This window comes from Acinetobacter sp. YH12233, assembly GCF_013417725.1.
Classification (GTDB): Bacteria; Pseudomonadota; Gammaproteobacteria; order Pseudomonadales; family Moraxellaceae; genus Acinetobacter.
Genome location: NZ_VPDK01000031.1, coordinates 13,615 through 34,805, shown reverse-complemented (window position 1 = coordinate 34,805; position 21,191 = coordinate 13,615). Strand labels below are relative to the sequence as shown.

The 21,191-nt window shown below is 45.0% G+C and carries 17 protein-coding genes and 5 tRNA genes; 2 read left to right on the top strand and 20 right to left on the bottom strand.

Annotation, left to right across the window (positions count from 1 at the left end):
- Positions 1-227 precede the first annotated feature (227 nt).
- Positions 228-1,595, bottom strand: coding sequence for a Na+/H+ antiporter family protein (locus FTV12_RS12535; RefSeq protein ID WP_180034165.1), 1,368 nt, complete (start codon positions 1,593-1,595; stop codon positions 228-230).
- A 98-nt stretch (positions 1,596-1,693) separates the two neighbouring features.
- Complete coding sequence (locus FTV12_RS12530) at positions 1,694-2,575, bottom strand: alpha/beta fold hydrolase (RefSeq protein ID WP_180034164.1); 882 nt, start codon at positions 2,573-2,575, stop codon at positions 1,694-1,696.
- A 117-nt stretch (positions 2,576-2,692) separates the two neighbouring features.
- On the opposite strand from FTV12_RS12530, the gene FTV12_RS12525 reads away from it, so the two are divergent.
- A complete protein-coding gene (locus FTV12_RS12525; RefSeq protein WP_180034163.1) occupies positions 2,693-3,187 on the top strand; it encodes a DUF4442 domain-containing protein in 495 nt (164 codons plus the stop codon).
- A gap of 67 nt (positions 3,188-3,254) precedes the next feature.
- On the opposite strand, the gene FTV12_RS12520 is transcribed toward FTV12_RS12525, so the two are convergent.
- From FTV12_RS12520 to rpoB, 3 genes are all read right to left on the bottom strand, one after another.
- Positions 3,255-3,620, bottom strand: coding sequence for a DNA transfer protein p32 (locus FTV12_RS12520; protein ID WP_034170980.1), 366 nt, complete (start codon positions 3,618-3,620; stop codon positions 3,255-3,257).
- 260 nt (positions 3,621-3,880) lie between these two features.
- Positions 3,881-8,080, bottom strand: coding sequence for a DNA-directed RNA polymerase subunit beta' (gene rpoC / locus FTV12_RS12515; protein WP_004781676.1), 4,200 nt, complete (start codon positions 8,078-8,080; stop codon positions 3,881-3,883).
- A gap of 158 nt (positions 8,081-8,238) precedes the next feature.
- Positions 8,239-12,327: a DNA-directed RNA polymerase subunit beta gene (gene rpoB, locus FTV12_RS12510; RefSeq protein ID WP_180017491.1), complete on the bottom strand. Its 4,089-nt coding sequence runs from the start codon at positions 12,325-12,327 to the stop codon at positions 8,239-8,241.
- Between rpoB and FTV12_RS12505 the strand changes: the two genes are divergently transcribed.
- Positions 12,321-12,572 (top strand): hypothetical protein, encoded by a 252-nt coding sequence (locus tag FTV12_RS12505; RefSeq protein WP_034170979.1) that lies wholly within the window; start codon positions 12,321-12,323, stop codon positions 12,570-12,572. The genes rpoB and FTV12_RS12505 overlap by 7 nt on opposite strands.
- 63 nt (positions 12,573-12,635) lie before the next feature.
- Here the strand turns inward: FTV12_RS12505 and rplL are convergent, their stop codons facing one another.
- The 15 genes from rplL to FTV12_RS12430 form a co-directional block, all read right to left on the bottom strand.
- A complete protein-coding gene (rplL, locus tag FTV12_RS12500) occupies positions 12,636-13,004 on the bottom strand; it encodes a 50S ribosomal protein L7/L12 (RefSeq protein ID WP_159123444.1) in 369 nt (122 codons plus the stop codon).
- Positions 13,005-13,052: 48 nt separating this feature from the next.
- Positions 13,053-13,559, bottom strand: coding sequence for a 50S ribosomal protein L10 (gene rplJ / locus FTV12_RS12495; RefSeq protein ID WP_004781671.1), 507 nt, complete (start codon positions 13,557-13,559; stop codon positions 13,053-13,055).
- A 306-nt stretch (positions 13,560-13,865) separates the two neighbouring features.
- Complete coding sequence (rplA, locus tag FTV12_RS12490) at positions 13,866-14,561, bottom strand: 50S ribosomal protein L1 (protein WP_004781669.1); 696 nt, start codon at positions 14,559-14,561, stop codon at positions 13,866-13,868.
- A gap of 3 nt (positions 14,562-14,564) precedes the next feature.
- Positions 14,565-14,993: a 50S ribosomal protein L11 gene (rplK, locus tag FTV12_RS12485; protein WP_004781668.1), complete on the bottom strand. Its 429-nt coding sequence runs from the start codon at positions 14,991-14,993 to the stop codon at positions 14,565-14,567.
- A 117-nt stretch (positions 14,994-15,110) separates the two neighbouring features.
- Positions 15,111-15,644 (bottom strand): transcription termination/antitermination protein NusG, encoded by a 534-nt coding sequence (gene nusG / locus FTV12_RS12480; RefSeq protein ID WP_005232530.1) that lies wholly within the window; start codon positions 15,642-15,644, stop codon positions 15,111-15,113.
- Positions 15,645-15,651: 7 nt separating this feature from the next.
- Positions 15,652-16,092, bottom strand: coding sequence for a preprotein translocase subunit SecE (gene secE, locus FTV12_RS12475; RefSeq protein WP_179991968.1), 441 nt, complete (start codon positions 16,090-16,092; stop codon positions 15,652-15,654).
- Between the two features lie 76 nt (positions 16,093-16,168).
- A tRNA-Trp gene (locus tag FTV12_RS12470) sits at positions 16,169-16,244 on the bottom strand.
- Between the two features lie 46 nt (positions 16,245-16,290).
- The gene (gene tuf, locus FTV12_RS12465; RefSeq protein WP_179991967.1) at positions 16,291-17,481 is read right to left on the bottom strand and encodes an elongation factor Tu; all 1,191 of its coding nucleotides are present in this window, start codon (positions 17,479-17,481) and stop codon (positions 16,291-16,293) included.
- Between the two features lie 151 nt (positions 17,482-17,632).
- Positions 17,633-17,707 (bottom strand) — tRNA-Thr (locus FTV12_RS12460).
- 21 nt (positions 17,708-17,728) lie between these two features.
- Positions 17,729-17,804, bottom strand: a tRNA-Gly gene (locus tag FTV12_RS12455).
- Between the two features lie 36 nt (positions 17,805-17,840).
- Positions 17,841-17,924: transfer RNA gene (locus FTV12_RS12450), tRNA-Tyr, on the bottom strand.
- A 55-nt stretch (positions 17,925-17,979) separates the two neighbouring features.
- Positions 17,980-18,055, bottom strand: a tRNA-Thr gene (locus tag FTV12_RS12445).
- A gap of 98 nt (positions 18,056-18,153) precedes the next feature.
- Entirely contained in the window at positions 18,154-19,647 is a 1,494-nt protein-coding gene (gene trpE, locus FTV12_RS12440) for an anthranilate synthase component I (RefSeq protein ID WP_159123742.1), read from the bottom strand.
- A gap of 108 nt (positions 19,648-19,755) precedes the next feature.
- A complete protein-coding gene (gene gph, locus FTV12_RS12435) occupies positions 19,756-20,424 on the bottom strand; it encodes a phosphoglycolate phosphatase (RefSeq protein ID WP_180034162.1) in 669 nt (222 codons plus the stop codon).
- Positions 20,425-20,502: 78 nt separating this feature from the next.
- Positions 20,503-21,162, bottom strand: coding sequence for an FHA domain-containing protein (locus tag FTV12_RS12430; RefSeq protein WP_180034161.1), 660 nt, complete (start codon positions 21,160-21,162; stop codon positions 20,503-20,505).
- Between the last annotated feature and the right edge of the window lie 29 nt (positions 21,163-21,191).

Here is a 21,191-nt window from a genome sequence, read left to right as displayed (position 1 = left end):
ATTTCACTAAAAACTGCTCGAGGTACACCAACCAAGCGCTGGAATTCAGAATCTGAAAAACGATTTAATTTCTGATATTTCATGAAATCTATATTGAGGCAGTTTTTACTTTCGCAAGAGGTCTATTAATTTTTTATTTAAAAATATATTTTAAATACATCTTATAATTTATTTTAAATCTAGGCAAATCTGCTCCGATTTATATCAGAGCAGATTATAAAAAGGACTTACAGAACCATGGCTGCAATCCAGCCAAAAATGATAAGCGGAATATTAAAATGAATGAAGGTTGGAACCACACTATCCTTCATATGGTCATGCTGACCATCCATATTCAGACCGGATGTTGGGCCTAAAGTTGAATCTGATGCTGGAGAACCGGCATCGCCCAAAGCAGCCGCAGTCCCAATGATCGCAATAGTTGCTGTAGGACTAAAACCAAATTGAATACAGAGCGGTACATAAATAATCGCCAGAATCGGAATGGTAGAGAATGATGAACCGATACCCAGAGTAATCAGCAGACCAATCAACAACATTAAAAAGGCGGCAAGTGCCTGGCTATTACCAATCCAGTCAACCGACGCTTCAACCAGCGCAGGAACCTGTCCTGTTGCCTCAATCACGGCAGCAAAACCTTGCGCGGCAATCATGATAAAGCCAACCAGGGCCATCATACGCATACCGGTGATGATCACATCATCTGCTTCTTTCCATTTAAAGATTCCGGCACAACTCAAGATTGCGACACCGACCAGACCGGCAAGAATCATGGAATCTGAATAGAGCTGTACCACAAGAGTTGCAATCACCGCGATCGCTGCCATCCAGATGGTCAGTTTGGCAATTTGCGGTTTCGCTGATTTTTGTTCTACACCCAGTTCAGCAGAGATACTTTGCTGCTGTTCCACATGGATATCTTTATAGAGACGCGGCTTACGGTAGCTGATAAACATGGCCACCAGCAAACCCACGAACATACCTGAGACCGGAATCGCCATCGCAGCGGGAATCTGGTCATAAGTAATCTCAAAGCCATAAGGTTTACCAAAGGTATTGATGTTATGGCCCAGAATATCATTCAGGAAGATGGCACCAAAACCGACTGGAACCAGCATATATGTTCCCACCAGACCAAAGGTCAGCAGACAGGCCACCAAACGGCGATCCAGCTTCAGATGGTTAAATACCAATAATAACGGTGGAATCAGAACCGGAATAAAGGCGATGTGCACCGGAATCACGTTTTGCGAGAAAACGGCAGCCAATGCGACGGTACAGAAGATCAGATATTTAACCTTGTTCTGTGCCTTTTCTGATGCCTCACCTTTTAAGGTGGTAATCATTTTATAGGCCAGCAAGTCAGGCAAACCGGAACGTGCCAAGGCCAAAGCAAAAGCACCCAAGATGCCATAAGCCAAGGCAATTTTAGCGCCGCCGCCCAGACCATTGTTAAATGCATCTAAAGTTCCCTGGAGGCCAAGACCTGCCAGCAAACCACCCGTAACAGCACCAATGACCAGGGCAAAAACCACAGGTACACGTGCCAATGAGAGTCCAAACATGACTCCAATAGCAGCAAGAATTGCGAACATAATGAATTGGGAATGAGAGAAAACGGCTATTTTATCAGAAAATCCGGATAAAAATTCTTCCACTTATCCCTTGCCGAGTCACGTTCCCAATCTCCGTATCAGATGGTCGCTGTTAATTTCTGCTGAATAAAATTATGAATCAGATGAGCCACCTGTTCCGGCTGGCTTAGGATAGCCCAGTGATTGGCATTCAGTTCTACCCGGGAAAAATCTTCCACCCATTTTGGCATTTCATCAATCAGATCCGGGCCAACAAACTGGTCCTTTTTGAGCACAATTGCCTGTACCGGACAGATCGCAAAACGCTGTCTAGGTCGAGATAAACGTGGTAGAAAGTTCGCCCGATACAGATTGACGCCATATTTGCCGTCTTTGACAATATTCTGGTTTAGCGGCAGATTATCCTGCTGTTCCAGCTGGCTGATCATTTTGCCCCAACGTTCTGCATTAAAAAAATTCCATGCAGTAGGCGCTATAAAAGGCAACTGGAATACCGCGATATACCAGGACTTGGTCATCTGTTTAAAGAACTTGATCTTATGCTGTTTAAACTGTTCACGCATCCAGAAAGCAGCATGATCCAGACATGGACCTGACATGGTGCTGAAAGACAAAATCCGGCCTTTAAATTTAGGTTCGGTGACCGCTTCCCAAGCCTGGATTGACCCCCAGTCATGAGCCGCGAGGTGGAAAGTTCGTCCCGGCAAGACCTGATCGACCACTTGCTCTAAATCTGCACACAGACGTTCCAGACGATAATCCCGAATTTTCTTGGGAACGCTGGAGTCTCCTGCTCCGCGCACATCATAGGTCACCACAAAATAATCCTGAACAAGGTGAGAAATCACCGCTTCCCAAACATCCTGATGGTCAGGATAACCATGAACCAGCACTAAAGCTGGTTGTTCAGGCTCGCCCCAGGTTTTCACATAGAGACGTTGATGATCGCTGGTATCTACCCACTGGCTATGTCTTTGCATAGATGTATCCTTATTCGCTGATTGACTCTTTTATTGTTGAAATAGGCACGATTTATCAATGCCAGCTTATTTTTGTTGTTCTAGTATGCATACGAGACCAGAAAAAAGAATATCCGCATGAGCCTATTACGAAAAATTCAGCAACTGCCCTTGTTATCCAAATTTATACTGAATCGCTATGCCCCTTACCGTGGAGCAGGCATTGTCATTGATGAAATGGACTTTGCCAATTATCACGTTCGCGTGAAAATGCCACTGACTCGCAAGAATCAGAATATTGTCGGAGTACATTTTGGTGGCAGCCTGTATTCCATGGTCGATCCGTTTTATATGTTATTGCTGATGCACCATCTGGGTCCAAAATACATTGTCTGGGATAAAAGCTCTACCATTCAGTTTCTGGCACCAGGACGCGGAACAGTCTATGCTGACATCCGGATTTCCAAGCAGGAAGTACAAACAGTGAAAGAACTGGCAGCTGACCATAGTCCGGTTTATCGCCAGTATCAGCTCAATATTTATGATGATTCCGGTGTGCGTATCGCTGAGGTACAAAAGACCGTTTATATCCGCCTTAAACAGAGCAAAGGCAAGCCTCGAGAAGCTAAATAACGAAATTGAATAAACTAAAAGCGCCATTGAGGCGCTTTTAAATCGATCTGGAGGATAGTTCTGTCGATTAACGACGACGGTTATTCTGTTCGATCGCTGCACCAGCACCACCACCGATGGCACCACCAATTGCAGCCCCACCTGTACCGCCAAAGATGCTTTTACCCACTGCAGAACCTACAGCACCACCGACACCACTATAGGTCGCATTACGGTTTGAACCACCTTGAGCTTTACTACCGACTGCTGCACCGGCACCACCGCCAACTGCTGCACCAACACCACCACCTACTCTGTTACCTACACCACCACCCACTGCACCACCGAGCGCAGCTGCGCCAATACGCTGATCTTTAGCAGACATATTTTCACAGCCTGCCAACATAAAAGTGGAGATAGTTGCAACAGCCATTACGCTCATTAACTTTTTCATGATCTTGGCCTTCCTTCGTGCTTTGACTTAAGATTAACCTGATTTTAAGGAGCGATTCATAACAAGATGTTAAATCTTGAAACCCTCATGATTTATTTTGTAAAGAGCGCATGAAAGATCATGTTTTATTGATGATTTCTCCATATTTAGGACAAATAACCACCAGATAATCTGATCTTTTCTAGCGATATAAATATGAATAATTTTAGGAAATAAAAAAGCCACCCGAAGGTGGCTTTTTAAAATGATTTAGCGGCTAATTACAGACCGTTAAATTCATCGCTGAATGCTTGGCTCAACGCCTGGTCTACATCAGAGAAGTCATTGTGCAATTCAAATTCTGCAGCTTCTGCTTCCTGACGACGACGCTCTAAGTGGTAAGCCAGGCCTGTACCCGCTGGGATCAGACGACCTACAACTACGTTTTCTTTCAGACCGCGTAAATCATCTTCTTTACCTGTTACAGCCGCTTCAGTTAACACACGAGTGGTTTCCTGGAACGATGCAGCAGAGATGAACGAGTCAGTAGAAAGCGACGCTTTGGTAATACCCATCAATTGACGTTCAAACTTCGCAGGGAACTTGTTCTGCGCAAGAACAGCTTGGTTCTCTTGCATCACACGGATGTAATCCACTTGTTCACCTTTGATAAAGCTTGTATCGCCACCGTCAGTGATGTCCACTTTACGCAGCATTTGACGTACGATCACTTCAATATGCTTGTCGTTGATTTTTACACCTTGCAGACGGTAAACGTCCTGAACTTCGTTCACGATGTAGTTAGTCAACGCCACTTCACCTTTCAAACGTAAGATGTCATGCGGGTTCTGTGGACCATCAGAAATAGTTTCACCACGGTTCACATGTTCGCCTTCGAACACGTTAATGGTACGCCATTTCGGAATCAGCTCTTCGTAGATCTCAGAACCATCATCCGGAGTAATCACCAGACGGTTTTTACCTTTGGTCTCTTTACCGAAACTTACAACACCTGAAACTTCTGCAAGGATTGCATGTTCTTTCGGTTTACGCGCTTCGAACAAGTCAGCAACACGTGGCAGACCACCGGTAATATCACGAGTACGTGAAGATTCTTGTGGTACACGACCAATTACGTCACCCACACCAATTGTTTCGCCATCACGGACAGAAAGAATGGTGTTTTGTGGCAAGAAGTAGAACTGTTCACCGCCGTCTACTGTGTCAAGCACAACAGCTGGACGTAAATCTTTACCAGAAGCAGGACGTGCTGTTACAGGCAAGATTTCAACAGTGGTCATACCAGTTGCATCATCAGTTTTCGATGTTGCAGTTACACCATCAGCAATCTGGCTGAAGCGAACTTTACCAGCTACTTCTGTAACCAGTGGATGTGTATGCGGATCCCAAGTCGCTACGATACCGCCTGCTTCTACAGCTTCACCATCTTTCAGCAAGATAGACGCACCATATGGCAGTTTGTAACGTTCACGTTCACGGCCTAAGTCATCTGCAATACCGATTTCACCTGAACGTGAAGTTGATACCAAGTGACCTTTGGCATGTTGTACAGTTTTTACGTTATGGAAACGTACAGTACCTTTATTACGAACTTGTACGCTGTTTGCAGCAGAAGTTCGGCTCGCAGCACCACCTACGTGGAAGGTACGCATGGTTAACTGTGTACCCGGCTCACCAATTGACTGAGCAGCCATAACACCCACAGATTCACCTGGGTTTACCAAGTGACCGCGTGCAAGGTCACGACCGTAACATTTCGCACAAACACCGAAAGTAGATTCACAAGATACGACTGAACGTACTTTAACTTCATCGACACCTTGCTCTTCCAGGTAGTTTGCAAGTTTTTCGTCGATCAATGTGTTACGCGGCAGAATAACTTCTTCAGTACCCGCACGTTTCACATCTTCAGCAACTACACGACCTAGTACTCGAGTACCCAGGTTCTCGATCACGTCACCGCCTTGAATGAACGGAGTCATGACAAGACCAGACAACGTACCACAATCCGGCTCAGTGATGACCAAGTCTTGCGCAACGTCTACCAGACGACGAGTCAGGTAACCAGAGTTCGCTGTTTTCAGTGCTGTATCGGCCAAACCTTTACGCGCACCGTGTGTTGAAATGAAGTACTGAAGTACTGTCAAACCTTCACGGAAGTTCGCTTTAATTGGTGTCTCAATGATCGAACCATCCGGTTTCGCCATCAGACCACGCATACCAGCCAACTGACGAATCTGAGCTGCAGAACCACGGGCACCAGAGTCAGACATCATGTAGATGCTGTTGAATGATTTCTGTTTCTCGTCCTCACCCTGTTTGTTCTTAACAGTCGTGAATGACAAGTTATCCATCATCGCTTTCGCTACCTGGTCGTTTGTACGCGCCCAGATATCGACCACTTTGTTATAACGTTCGCCGGCAGTTACGAAACCTTGTTCGAACTGTTGTTCAATTTCACGAACTTCAGCTTCGGCTTTCCCGATAATCGCTTGTTTTTGTGGTGGAATGACCATGTCTTCCATACCAACAGAAACACCAGAACGAGTCGCTTGGCGGAAGCCAAGGTACATCAATTGGTCCGCGAAGATAACAGTGTCTTTCAGACCCAGTTTACGGTAGCAAGAGTTGATTAACTTAGAGATGTTCTTTTTAGTCATCTCAACGTTAATTTGCTGGAAGTCCATACCTTCAGGCACAACTTCCCAAAGCAGACAGCGACCAGGAGTTGTATCTACGATAATCGTTTGCTGTTCACGTTCGCCGTTTTCGTTGATCACGGTTTGGTGTACACGTGCTTTCACGCGAGCGTGCATATCTACCTGACCAGTCGCAAGCGCACGGTTCACTTCGTCAGTATCCGCGAACACCATGCCTTCACCTTTGGCATTTACTGCATCACGAGTGATGTAGTAAAGACCCAAGACAACGTCCTGAGACGGTACGATGATTGGCTCACCGTTCGCTGGAGACAGAATGTTGTTAGTCGACATCATTAACGCACGAGCTTCTAACTGAGCTTCAAGTGTTAATGGTACGTGTACCGCCATTTGGTCACCGTCGAAGTCGGCGTTGAACGCAGCACATACGAGTGGGTGAAGACGGATCGCTTTACCTTCAATCAGAATAGGTTCAAATGCTTGAAGACCTAGACGGTGAAGGGTCGGCGCACGGTTCAACATTACTGGATGCTGACGAATCACAGAGGCAAGAACATCCCAAACTTCTGGAGTTTCACGTTCAACCATTTTCTTCGCAGCTTTAATGGTTGTTGCTTGACCAGATGCTTGCAGCTTCGCAAAGATGAATGGCTTGAACAGTTCAAGCGCCATTTTCTTAGGAAGACCACATTGGTGTAAACGCAGGCTTGGACCTACGGTAATTACCGAACGACCAGAGTAATCGACACGTTTACCCAACAAGTTCTGACGGAAACGACCTTGTTTACCTTTGATCATATCTGCCAAAGATTTAAGCGGACGTTTGTTCGAACCTGTAATTGCACGACCACGACGACCGTTATCCAGCAATGCATCTACAGATTCTTGCAACATACGTTTTTCGTTACGTACGATGATATCTGGAGCCGCAAGGTCAAGAAGACGTTTCAAACGGTTGTTACGGTTGATCACACGACGGTAAAGGTCGTTCAGGTCAGAAGTCGCGAAACGACCACCTTCAAGTGGTACAAGCGGACGAAGATCTGGTGGAAGTACAGGAAGTACGTTCATCACCATCCATTCTGGCTTGTTGTTCGAATCGTTGAATGCTTCCATCAATTTCAGACGTTTAGAGGCTTTTTTAAGCTTAGTTTCTGAAGTTGTGTTAGGGATTTCTTCACGAAGACGCGCAATTTCAGCTTCAAGATCGATATCTTTAAGCAAGTCTTGAACCGCTTCTGCACCCATTTTCGCAGTGAATTCATCACCGTGTTCTTCTAACGCATTGAAGTATTCTTCATCGTTAAGAAGTTGGTATTTCTCAAATGGAGTCATACCTGGGTCAGTTACAACGTAAGATTCGAAATACAATACGCGTTCGATATCACGTAGCGTCATGTCTAATAAAAGACCGATACGGCTAGGCAATGATTTCAGGAACCAGATGTGTGCAACTGGAGAAGCCAGTTCGATGTGACCCATACGCTCACGACGAACTTTCGCAGTTGTTACTTCAACGCCACATTTTTCACAAATGACGCCTTTGTATTTCATACGCTTGTATTTACCACACAAGCATTCGTAATCTTTTACTGGACCAAAGATTTTGGCACAGAATAAACCGTCACGTTCTGGTTTGAACGTACGGTAGTTAATGGTTTCTGGCTTTTTAACTTCACCATGAGACCACGACTTAATCATTTCTGGTGACGCAAGACCAATACGGATACGATCAAACTCTACTGGAGCATGACCGTCGGAATCCGTCTTTTTGCGCATGATATCGAGCAAGTCTTTCAATTTTTTTCTCCGTGTGTCGAGGAGATTTTCACTTCCCGACTGGGTCACAAATATTGTTTTTTACTGAAATTCGGGAATCTCAAGAATCCCCCTAAATCCCCCTTTATAAAGGGGGGACTTTCTCCCCTCTTTCTTAAAGAGGGGTCGGGGGAGATTTCTTAGTCACCATTTTTCAGTTCAATGTTGATACCTAAAGAACGGATCTCTTTGGTCAATACGTTGAACGATTCAGGCATACCTGGGTCCATATAATGGTTACCATCTACAATGTTCTTATAGATACGGGTACGGCCTTCAACGTCATCCGACTTCACAGTAAGCATTTCTTGAAGCGTATATGCTGCACCGTATGCTTCCAGTGCCCAGACTTCCATCTCACCGAAACGCTGACCACCGAATTGTGCTTTACCACCAAGCGGCTGTTGCGTTACTAGAGAGTAAGAACCAGTAGAACGCGCATGCATCTTGTCGTCAACCAAGTGGTTCAGTTTCAGCATGTACATGTAACCTACAGTTACAGGACGGTCGAAACGTTCACCAGTACGGCCATCATACAATACAGTTTGACCCGTACGTGACAAGCCAGCAAGCTCAAGTAATTCTTTGATCTGACCTTCTTCAGCACCATCAAATACTGGAGTTGCCAGAGGAACACCTTTACGCAAGTTACCAGACAGTTTCAAGATTTCTTCATCAGTCAGGCTGTCAAGATCTTCTTGCTGACCGCCAACCTTATTATAAATCTTGTCTAGGAAATCACGCAGTTCAAGAACTGTACGCTGTTCTTTCAGCATCTTATCGATTTGATCGCCAAGACCTTTAGCAGCCATACCCAAGTGAGTTTCCAGAATCTGACCGACGTTCATACGTGATGGTACACCGAGCGGGTTCAGTACGATATCTACTGGTACACCATTGGCATCGTGCGGCATGTCTTCAACAGGCAGGATGTTAGAAACTACACCCTTGTTACCGTGACGACCCGCCATCTTATCACCAGGCTGGATACGACGTTTAACGGCCAGGTAAACCTTAACAACTTTCAATACGCCAGTTGTCAGTTCGTCACCTGTAGAAAGTTTGCGTTTTTTCTCAGCAAATTTCTCATCAATTTCAAGGCTCTTCTCTTTTAAGAACACTTGAATTTGAGTTAAACGTTCAGCAATTGCTTCATCACTTGGTTGGATATCAAGCAGATCAACCAGCTCTAAACCAGATAACAATTCTTCAGACAGTTTGTCACCGCGTTTAGTAGTACCGCCACCGTTAGATTCCTGACCTTTCAACAGACGGACAATACGTTCGCGTGCTGCTTCTTCGAAGATTTTGTATTCTTCTTTCAAGTCTTTACGGTAAGCATCCAGCTGAGCTTTTTCAATTGCCTGAGCACGTTCGTCTTTCTCAAGACCGTCACGTGTAAACACTTGAACGTCGATCACAGTACCTTTAGTACCCGATGGAACACGTAAAGAAGAGTCTTTTACGTCAGCCGCTTTTTCACCGAAGATTGCACGAAGCAGTTTTTCTTCAGGAGTTAACTGAGTTTCACCTTTAGGCGTTACTTTACCTACCAGGATGTCACCCGCGGTCACTTCAGCACCGATGTAAACGATACCTGACTCGTCCAGTTTAGAAAGCGCTGCTTCACCCACGTTCGGGATATCGGCAGTAATTTCTTCAGCACCCAGTTTGGTATCACGTGCAACACATGAAAGTTCCTGGATGTGAATAGACGTTAAACGGTCTTCTTGAAGAACACGCTCAGATAACAAGATAGAGTCTTCGTAGTTGTAACCGTTCCAAGTCATGAACGCTACACGCATGTTTTGACCCAATGCTAGCTCACCACCATCAGTTGATGGACCGTCAGCCAGAACGTCGCCACGACCTACTTTATCGCCCAGGTTCACAAGAACTTTCTGGTTGATACAAGTGTTCTGGTTAGAACGTGTGTATTTGATCAGGTTATAGATATCTACACCTGCTTCGCCTGCAACCATTTCGTCTTCGTTGACACGAATCACGACACGCGAAGCGTCAACAAATTCAATACGACCACCACGTTTCGCGATTACACATACACCAGAGTCATGTGCTACGTTCGCTTCCATACCGGTACCAACCAGTGGTTTGTCAGCGATTAACGTAGGAACAGCCTGACGTTGCATGTTCGAACCCATCAATGCACGGTTGGCGTCATCGTGCTCAAGGAACGGAATCAGTGATGCTGCTACAGATACAACCTGTTGAGCAGATACGTCCATATGCGTCACTTTTTCAGGAGGCATACGTACGAATTCACCTTGGTGACGTACAGAAACGAATTCTTCAGACAGGTTGCCGTCTTTATCTACTGCAGAGTCGGCCTGTGCAATCACAGTACCTACTTCTTCAATCGCAGACAGGTATTCAACGTCATCAGTTACGCGGCCATCAACCACTTTACGGTATGGAGTTTCCAGGAAACCGAAGTTGTTACATTTGGCGTAAACAGACAGAGAGTTGATCAAACCAATGTTTGGACCCTCAGGAGTCTCAATTGGACATACACGACCATAGTGAGTTTGATGTACGTCACGTACTTCGAAGCCCGCACGTTCACGAGTCAAACCACCAGGCCCAAGTGCTGATACACGACGCTTGTGGGTAATTTCAGATAACGGGTTGTTTTGGTCCATGAACTGAGACAACTGGCTTGAACCAAAGAATTCTTTGATTGCAGCAGCCACTGGCTTCGCATTGATCAGGTCTTGCGGAGACAGATTATCAGTTTCAGCTTGAGACAAACGTTCTTTAACAGCACGTTCTACACGAACCAGACCTACACGGAATTGGTTCTCAGTCATTTCACCCACAGAACGAACACGACGGTTACCCAAGTGGTCGATATCGTCGACTTCACCTTTACCGTTACGGATTTCTACTAATGTTTTTAATACATCAGTGATATCTTCATTCGAGAGAATGCCTTCAACTTCGCGTGACTTCTGATCAGTACCCACTTCGTAAGGACGACCCAAACGACGGTTGAACTTCATACGGCCGACTGGAGACAGATCATAACGCTCAGAAGAGAAGAACAGGTTGTTGAACAGGTTCTCAGCAGCTTCTTTTGTTGGTGGCTCACCTGGACGCATGACTTTGTAGATTTCTACAAGTGCTTCATCACGGCTTACTGTGGTATCAGCACGTAATGTATCCGCAATGAATGGACCACGGTCGATATCGTTAGTGAACAGGATGTTGAACTGTTTCACGCCGCCTTCTGCAATTTTCACCATAATTTCATGGCTTAGAACAGTATTGGCTGCAATCACATCACCATCTTTCAGTGGGATGTCTTCAGCAGTGATACGTTCGTACAGGTATTCATCAGGAACAGAAAGCTTCTCAAGACCAGATGCTTCCATTTGACGTACATGACGTGCGTTAATACGTTTACCTTGTTCAACAATGACTTTGCCGTCTTTGTCAGCAATGTCGAACTGTGCCATTTCGCCGCGCAGGCGCTCTGGAACAAGGTCAATCTGGTAGCTACCCATGTCCAGATACACAGGTACTTTCTCGTAGAACATGTCGAGAATTTGTTCGTTGGTATAACCCAGCGCACGAAGCACCACAGTCGCAAGCAATTTACGACGACGGTCAATACGTACGTAGACCAGGTCTTTGGCATCGAATTCAAAGTCTAACCATGAACCACGGTAAGGAATGATACGAGCCGAATAAAGGACTTTACCGCTTGAGTGAGTTTTGCCTTTATCGTGGTCAAAGAATACGCCCGGTGAACGGTGCAATTGCGATACGATTACACGCTCGGTACCGTTAATCACGAAAGTACCGTTGTCTGTCATAAGTGGCATTTCGCCCATGTAGACTTCTTGTTCACGTACGTCTTTGATTGATTTAGTTTCGCGATCTTTCAGGATCAAACGAATTTTTACGCGCATTGGTGCTGCATAAGTTGAGCCACGAAGGATACATTCGCGTACATCAAACTCAGGCTTACCAAGACTATACTCAACGAATTCTAAAGCAGCATTGCCAGAATAACTTTCAATAGGAAAAACTGAACGAAATGCGGCTTGGAGACCGATATCTTCGCGGTTTTTTGGTGATTTGCCATCTTGTAAGAATGTTCTGTACGAGTCGACTTGAATCGCGAGCAGGTACGGAGCATCCATGACGCTAGGCAATTTACCAAAATTCTTACGGATCCGTTTCTTTTCGGTATATGAGTATGCCATCTGGAGTCCTCGGAAAGTGTAAACCAAGCCCGCCTGCAGAACGGGCTCAGAAGGAATTACGCTGGCCGATATGGCCACCACTCTTTACAAATGCTGCAATTTTTAGTGGTATTAAAACGCTTAACAATATTTTTTTAATGAAAAATATTGGTAAGCGTTTGTTCATTATGTTTATTTTTAATTTGTATGAATTTTATATCATGCAAACAAAAATCGAGCCGATTATTGTAACGCAAAAAGGCTGATGACCCAAGAGCCATCAGCCAATTTTTGGAGCCGATTATAAAAAAACCGGCTCCTTTAAGAAATTACTTAAGAGTAACTGTAGCACCAGCTTCTTCAAGTTTTTTCTTAAGCTCTTCGCCTTCTTCTTTAGAAACGCCTTCTTTAAGAACTGTAGGTGCGCCTTCAACCATGTCTTTAGCTTCTTTCAAGCCAAGACCAGTCGCTTCACGAACTGCTTTAATTACAGCAACTTTGTTACCACCGAAAGAAGTCAACTCAACGTTGAATTCTGATTGTTCTTCAGCAGCAGCAGCAGCGCCAGGAGCAGCAGCAACAGCAACAGCAGCAGCAGATACGTTGAATTTCTCTTCGAAAGCAGAGATTAGTTCAACAAGTTCAAGAACAGTTTTTTCTGCAACTGCGTTTAGGATTTCTTCGTTAGTTAAAGCCATGAGAATAACTCCAAATGGAAATTGAATGGTGTGGAAATAAATTTAAGCTTATGCAGCTTCTGACTCGTTTTTCTCTTTGAGCGCAGTAATAAGGCGACCCAATTTCGAAATAGGAGCTTGAAGAACATTTGCAAGCATAGTAAGCGCTTTTTCTTGGTTCGGAAGGTTCGCGATTACGCTAACTTCAGCACCTTCGTAAACTTTGCCATCAAATGCAGCAGCTTTAAGTTCGAATGCTTTGTTAGTTTTTGCGAATTCTTCGAACAAGCGTGCAGCTGCACCCATGTCGTCTTCAGAAGTCGAGAAAGCTAAGATTGTTGGGCCAACAAGGCTGTCGTTCAAGATATTGAATTGAGTATCTTGAAGAGCGCGTTTAGCCAGAGTGTTACGCACGATACGTGTTTTAACACCTAGTTTACGAGCTTCAACACGAAGAGCAGTTAATTGCTCAACTGTTAAACCTTGGTAGTCAGCAACAACAGCGGCAAATGCAGTAGAAGCAATTTCACTTACTTCAGCTACGATCTGTTTTTTGCCTTCAATAAGAAGAGCCATTGTAAAACCTCCTAACGGTGATTTATGTGCCTGATCACAAGCACACTCCCAATTCGTGAATTCATCTCTGAAATCACACGCGGAGGATGAACAAATCACACCACCGCGTCTACGCAGGCTGGAGTATTAAGAGGAAAGCATAAAACTCCCCTCGCCTGAGGTCTTTGACGCTGATAAATTTACATTTATCAATTCAAAGTCTGCCTAAGTTCGCAAGTAGTCCGAAACCGGTTTCTTCTTGCGTAAGTTTTAAAGCAGTGCTTTAAAACTTACTCAGGGCTTTAAAATTCTGTATAAGTTTATAACTTATTTAGAAACGTTTGCTACATCAACGATCAGACCAGGACCCATAGTAGAGCTTAGAGTGATCTTTTGAATGTAAACACCTTTAGAAGTAGCAGGTTTTGCTTTCTTAAGGTCAGCTACAAGAGCTTCAACGTTTTGACGAACAGCTTCAGCAGAGAAACCTACTTGACCGATCGCAGCGTGGATAATACCTGCTTTGTCTACACGGTAACGCGCTTGACCAGCTTTTGCATTTTTAACTGCAGTTGCTACGTCAGGAGTTACAGTACCTACTTTAGGGTTTGGCATTAAGCCACGTGGACCAAGAATCGTACCCAGTTTACCAACAACACGCATTGCATCAGGAGCAGCAATCACTACGTCGAAGTCAAGGTTTCCGCCTTGGATGCTTTCAGCAAGATCATCGAAACCAACAACGTCTGCACCAGCTTCTTTCGCAGCTTCAGCAGCAGCGCCTTGAGCAAATACAGCTACGCGTACAGTTTTACCAGTACCTGCAGGAAGAGTAGTCGCGCCACGAACAACCTGATCAGATTTACGAGGGTCAACACCCAGGTTTACAGCGATGTCCAAAGATTCTTTGAATTTCGCAGCTGGAAGGCTAGTAAGAACTTCTACAGCTTCTTCTAAAGTGTAAACTTTCTGTGCTTCTACAGCAGCAGCAATGGCTTTTTGACGTTTAGTTAACTTTGCCATGTCTTATAGCTCCACTTCCAAGCCCATAGAACGTGCAGAACCAGCGATGGTACGTACACGCGCGTCTAAATCAGCACCAGTTAAGTCTGGTTCTTTAGTAGTCGCGATTTCTTCCAATTGAGCACGAGTCAACTTACCAACTTTAGTTTTGTTAGGTACAGAAGAACCCTTTTGGATACCAGCAGCTTTCTTAAGAAGAACAGCAGCAGGTGGAGTTTTCATGATGAATGTGAACGACTTGTCGTTGTACACAGTGATCACGACTGGAATTGGTAGACCAGCTTCAACTTTTTGTGTCGCAGCATTGAATTCTTTACAGAATGCCATGATGTTAACACCACGTTGACCTAGTGCAGGACCAATCGGTGGAGATGGATTCGCTTTACCAGCTGGAACTTGCAGCTTGATATAGCCGTCAATCTTCTTAGCCATTTCAAATTACCTCTGGGTGCAAACGCCGCTAGGCTCCCCAATGATTTCAAGTAACGATACCGTTACAACAACAATGCCTGATTTGCACGCAAATCAGGCGTTTTCAACCCGAACAAATTAAACTGTTTTTTCGACTTGGCGAAATTCCAGTTCAACCTGAGTTGGTCGGTTAAATACGTTAATCGTCAGCGTTAAGCGTGACTTGTCGTAAAGCACTTCTTCCACCACACCTTTAAAGTCAGTGAATGGACCGTCAATTACGAGTAATTCTTCGCCTGGTTCAAACATGGTCTTAGGACGCGGTGCTTCACCAGTATTGCGTACACGTGCAAGGATTGCATCAGCTTCTTTTTGCGTAATTGGAGCCGGTTTTTCAGCCGTACCACCAATAAAACCAAGCACTTTTGGACACTCTTTCACGATGTGCCAAGTGTCATCGTTCATTTCCATTTCGACTAATACATAGCCAGGAAAGAACTTACGCTCTGATTTACGCTTCTTGCCATCCTTCATTTCTACCACTTCTTCGGTAGGAACAAGGACTTCACCAAAGCTATCGGCAACAGCGCTACGCTGGATTCGATCATTAAGCGAACGCATCACTTGTTTTTCATAACCTGAATAGGCATGAATAATGTACCAACGTTTCATAGCTCTCTTACCCGATAATAAACTTCATTAACCAGCCTAAAACATAGTCAAAGCACCATAGAACAATGGCTGCAATCACTACAACAGCAAGGACTTGCCAAGATGTGGTCACAGTTTCTTGTTTGGTAGGCCAGGTCACTCGACGTAACTCGATTCGTGCATCCTTAAGAAGACGAACAAAGCCTTTGCCTTGATGGGTGGCGTATAATAAACCGAATGCCACAACGATACAAGCCAAAATTACCCCAACGCGCACCCAAATATCATTCGCAGGCGCCCAGTATGCAGGTAAATATTGGTTTACCATCATAGCACCGACCAATAAAATCAAGGCGATAACCCATAGAACAATGTCTAATGGAGAACCAGAACTTACATCTACAGCAGGATTATTTCTTTGAGGAATTGCCGCTTCGCTTAATGCGTCGCGTGATTTATCATTCGACATTTTTGTACTCGTCGTAGGTTTCGCGACTTATTATATGACCAGTTTTGCCGACATCAAGCGTCTTTTGAAAAAAACTTGGCAGGCCAGGAGGGACTCGAACCCCCAACATTCGGTTTTGGAGACCGACGCTCTACCAATTGAACTACTGGCCTGTAGATAAACTGGAGCCGAAACTCCAGCTTATTTTCTATTCTATGATTATGCAGTTACTTTAGCAACTACACCAGCACCAACCGTACGACCACCTTCACGGATCGCAAAACGTAGACCTGGGTCCATTGCGATTGGGTGGATTAGTTCTACTGACATTTCTACGTTGTCACCAGGCATAACCATTTCAACGCCTTCTTTCAAAGAAATCGCGCCAGTTACGTCAGTTGTACGGAAGTAGAACTGTGGACGGTAACCATTCAGGAATGGAGTGTGACGACCACCTTCGTCTTTAGAAAGTACGTATACTTCTGCATCGAATTTAGTGTGCGGTTTGATAGAACCTGGTTTAGCAAGTACTTGACCACGTTGTACGTCTTCACGTTTAGTACCACGAAGCAAGATACCACAGTTCTCACCAGCACGACCTTCGTCAAGAAGTTTACGGAACATTTCAACGCCAGTTACAGTAGTCTTAACTGTGTCTTTGATACCCACGATTTCAACTTCTTCACCAACTTTGATGACACCAGTTTCTACACGGCCAGTTACTACTGTACCACGACCAGAAATTGAGAATACGTCTTCGATTGGCATCAAGAATGCTTGGTCGATTGCACGTTCTGGTTCTGGAATGTAAGAGTCAAGCGCTTCAACAAGAGCTACAACTGCATCTTCACCGTATTGACCAGCTTCACCGTTCAGTGCAGCAAGTGCTGAACCACGGATTACAGGAGTGTCATCACCTGGGAAGTCGTAAGTAGAAAGAAGTTCACGAACTTCCATTTCAACCAGTTCAAGAAGCTCTTCGTCGTCTACAAGGTCGCATTTGTTCAAGAATACAACGATGTAAGGTACACCTACCTGACGAGAAAGCAGGATGTGTTCACGAGTTTGTGGCATTGGACCGTCAGTCGCAGCACATACAAGGATCGCGCCGTCCATCTGAGCAGCACCAGTAATCATGTTTTTAACATAATCGGCGTGGCCCGGGCAGTCTACGTGAGCGTAGTGACGAGTTGGAGAATCGTATTCTACGTGTGAAGTATTAATTGTAATACCACGTGCTTTTTCTTCTGGTGCAGAGTCGATTGCAGCGTAGTCTTTCGCTTCACCACCGAATTTTTTAGCACATACAGTTGCAATCGCAGCTGTTAAAGTTGTTTTACCATGGTCAACGTGACCGATTGTGCCCACGTTAACGTGTGGCTTATTACGTTCAAACTTAGCCTTAGCCATGTTAATCTTCCTCGTTTACGTCGAACACAATTCTGAGTAAAACCCAGCTCCGACATATCGTTTAAAAAAAACCAAACACCAAATACTTGAAAAGCAGACTAAATAGCCTGCTTTTGAAATATTTTTGCAACCACGTTGCCAAACTGTAATCTGGAGCTCTTATCGAGATTTGAACTCGAGACCTCTCCCTTACCAAGGGAGTGCTCTACCACTGAGCTATAAGAGCAAATATTAGCACTTCAAACAATGGAGCGGGAGACGAGGATCGAACTCGCGACATGCAGCTTGGAAGGCTGCCGCTCTACCAACTGAGCTACTCCCGCACGATGTTGGTACTTACCACTTTGAAGTCTTAAAATTGGTGGTGAGGGAAGGATTCGAACCTTCGAAACTTTCGTAGCGGAGTTACAGTCCGCCCCCTTTGACCGCTCGGGAACCTCACCATTTTTACACTTACATCAGTGTCGTTCTTTACTTCGCACTCCAAACTCTCTAAGATGGTGCCGGCACACGGATTCGAACTGTGGACCTACTGATTACAAGTCAGTTGCTCTACCAACTGAGCTATGCCGGCGTTTCTTAGTGTTTCGTACGTTTCGTATCGGAACGGTGTGCAGTTTAGCAAAACTCAGAATCCATGCAAGTGTTTTTTTCAAAAAAAACGCCAAAAACTCACAAAATCAATCCGTTTGATGATAATTCAACCGCTTTGATCACTGCGCGAGCTTTTATTTGGGTTTCATTCCATTCTGACTCAGGATTTGAGTCCGCAACCAGCCCTGCTCCGGCCTGAACATAGACCTTATTTTCACGAATCACGCAGGTACGAATCGCGATCGACATGTCCATTTCGCCATGCCAGCCTAAATAACCAACAGCGCCGCCAAAAATTCCGCGTTTCACTGGCTCAACTTCGTCAATAATTTCCATAGCACGGATTTTTGGTGCACCAGAAAGTGTTCCAGCCGGGAAAGTTGCCTTAAAAACATCCAGCGCATCCACATCATCCCGCACTTCACCTTGTACATTCGACACAATGTGCATCACATGCGAGTAACGTTCGATCACCATTTGATCAGTGACTTGCACTTTACCGATTTTGGATACTCGACCGACATCATTTCGGCCTAAGTCAATCAGCATTAAGTGCTCGGCAATTTCTTTTTCATCAGACAGTAAATCTTTTTCCAGTGCCAGATCTTCTTCCTTGGTCTTGCCACGTGGACGCGTACCCGCCAGTGGACGAACAGTCGCAATGCCATTTTCCAGACGTGACAGAATTTCAGGTGAAGAGCCGACAATATGGAACGGCGTATTGTCTTCTAGGGTCTGCCCTTGCACGAGGAACAGGTAAGGTGATGGATTAAGATGACGTAATGCGCGATAGACCTGTAAAGGCTCACCATCGAAATCAGAAACCATACGATGACCCGGCACGACCTGCATCACATCTCCGGCACGAATGTACTCTTTTACCTTTTCAATAGAGGCAATAAAGTTGTCATGTCCAGTTAAAGACTCAAAGTGCGGTGCTGTATGTTTTTCTGCTTTCAGGCTCACTGGTGTTGCCAGAATATTTTCCAGCTCATCCAGCTGCTGCTGCGCTTTCTCATAAGCTGCCTGATCCGCTGCATCGGCATGGACAATCAGGAACAGGGTATCTTTCAGATTATCGAATACGATGACGGTTTTGGACAGCATCATCCAGATATCTGGCAAGCCTACCGGATCAGCTTCAGGCACATTTTTTAGCTTAGGTTCGATATAACGTACTGAGTCATAACCAAAGTAACCGACAAGACCACCGGTAAAGCTTGGTAAGGCTGGAAGTTCTGCCTGGGTCGGTACTTTAAACTGTGCCTGAAAGTCACGGATATACTGGAATGGATCGGCACAGTGCTGTTTTTCAATAGAGCCATCTGGATGCTGAACAGTCAGTTCACCCGCATTACAGGAGAATACAGTCGATTCACCCAGGCCGATAATTGAATAGCGCGCCCAGTTTTCTCCCCCTTCCACAGATTCGAACAGATAAGCCTGTTGGTGCTGTTTTAGACGGGCAAAGATAGATAAAGGAGTATCAGTATCAGCCAGGCGCTGGCGGTATACAGGAATCAGGTTGTAGCCTTGAGATGCAAGTTGCTGGAATTGAGCTGAAGTTGTCATTCGGTTTTTCTCTTTAAATTAGGGTTACTCAGTATGGAAATGGAATTGGACTGAGCGACGCCATCGAAAAACCTTACAACTATTCATCTTATTTCCTTCGTACCCTATTTAAGCAAGTAACTCACGTAGATCATCGACAATTTCTTGAGGATCACAGTCTGCTATATTTTCACCATGATTATAGCCATAGCTGACTACAATACAATCTATACCCGCACGGCGTGCAGCTTCAATGTCATTGACCGAATCACCAATCATCAGTATCTGATCTTTGGTCACGCCATAATGTTCTACACAATGCAACAACTGACGCGGATCTGGCTTACGCTCGGTAAAGCGATCACCACCAATCGTGTCATCAAAGTATTGCGCCATTTCCAGAATATCCAGAATACTGCGTGCCGGTTCTTCTGGTTTATTGGTCACACAGATCAGTTTTTTATCGTTAGCCTTACCCCATTCCAGAAACTCGATAATTCCGTCAAATGGCTTGGTATCTACACAAGGATCGGCATTATAAATTTCCAGGAACGTCGCAAGTAATTCCTGATGCTGGGCAGGTAATACTTCTCCCACCAAATGCTGGAGTACGCTTTCACAGAACTTGGACGTTCCTTTACCGATCCACACCCGTACCTGCTCCTCAGTCACCAGGGGTAGCTGCAAGACATTCAGGCTCATATTCATGGCTCGATACAGATCATGGGCTGAATCCACCAAGGTACCATCCAGATCGAATAAAATCAGCTTACGTTGTTCCAATTGTGCAATTGACATCCTGCCCCTCATTTTCTTTATTTGCAGCCATAAAAAAGGCATGCGTGATGCATGCCTCGATTGTAACCAATCATGGGCTTATTTAAACAACACCCAAGCGATAATCGCCAAAATAATCAGAACGATTAGTGAAATCAGTCCAATAGATGCATTTTTCTGTGCTTCTTTTTCCTGCTCTACACGAGAAACAGGCTGTTCCACCGGAATTGGTGCGGGTTCTGGCTTAACCGAGCTCAGGTCTACCCCTTCAGCAATAGGCGCAGGTTTTGGAATACCAACATTGGTCGGCATACCATCACGGGTCAAGTTGACTGAAGCATCACGCTCTCTCAATTCTGGAATGCCCTGCTCATTCATCTGCTGGGCAGGAGTTTTCTCGACCGTTTCGATCTCTTCAACCACTTGCTCTGCTGTTTCTTCAACTTCTGGCGCCACTTCAACAGGCGCTACAGGTTCAAGAACCAGGAATTTCAAGCTGGCAAACTGGACTACATCGTCTTGTTTTAATCGCGTTTCCTGCTCAATACGCAAGTCATTCACAAAAGTGCCATTAGATGAGCCTAGATCCTGTAACCACAGTGCATCGTCTTTCAGCAGAAAAGCAGCATGTTTACGCGAGATTTCCGCAGCCTGCAGCACAATATCAGCCGCCTGGTGACGCCCCACAAGCATGTCACGGTCAATCGCTATTTCCTGTCCGGTCAAATCATCGGTAATTGCCTGTATTTTCCAAGTCATGAAATCTACTTCTCTATTCTCTTTGACAT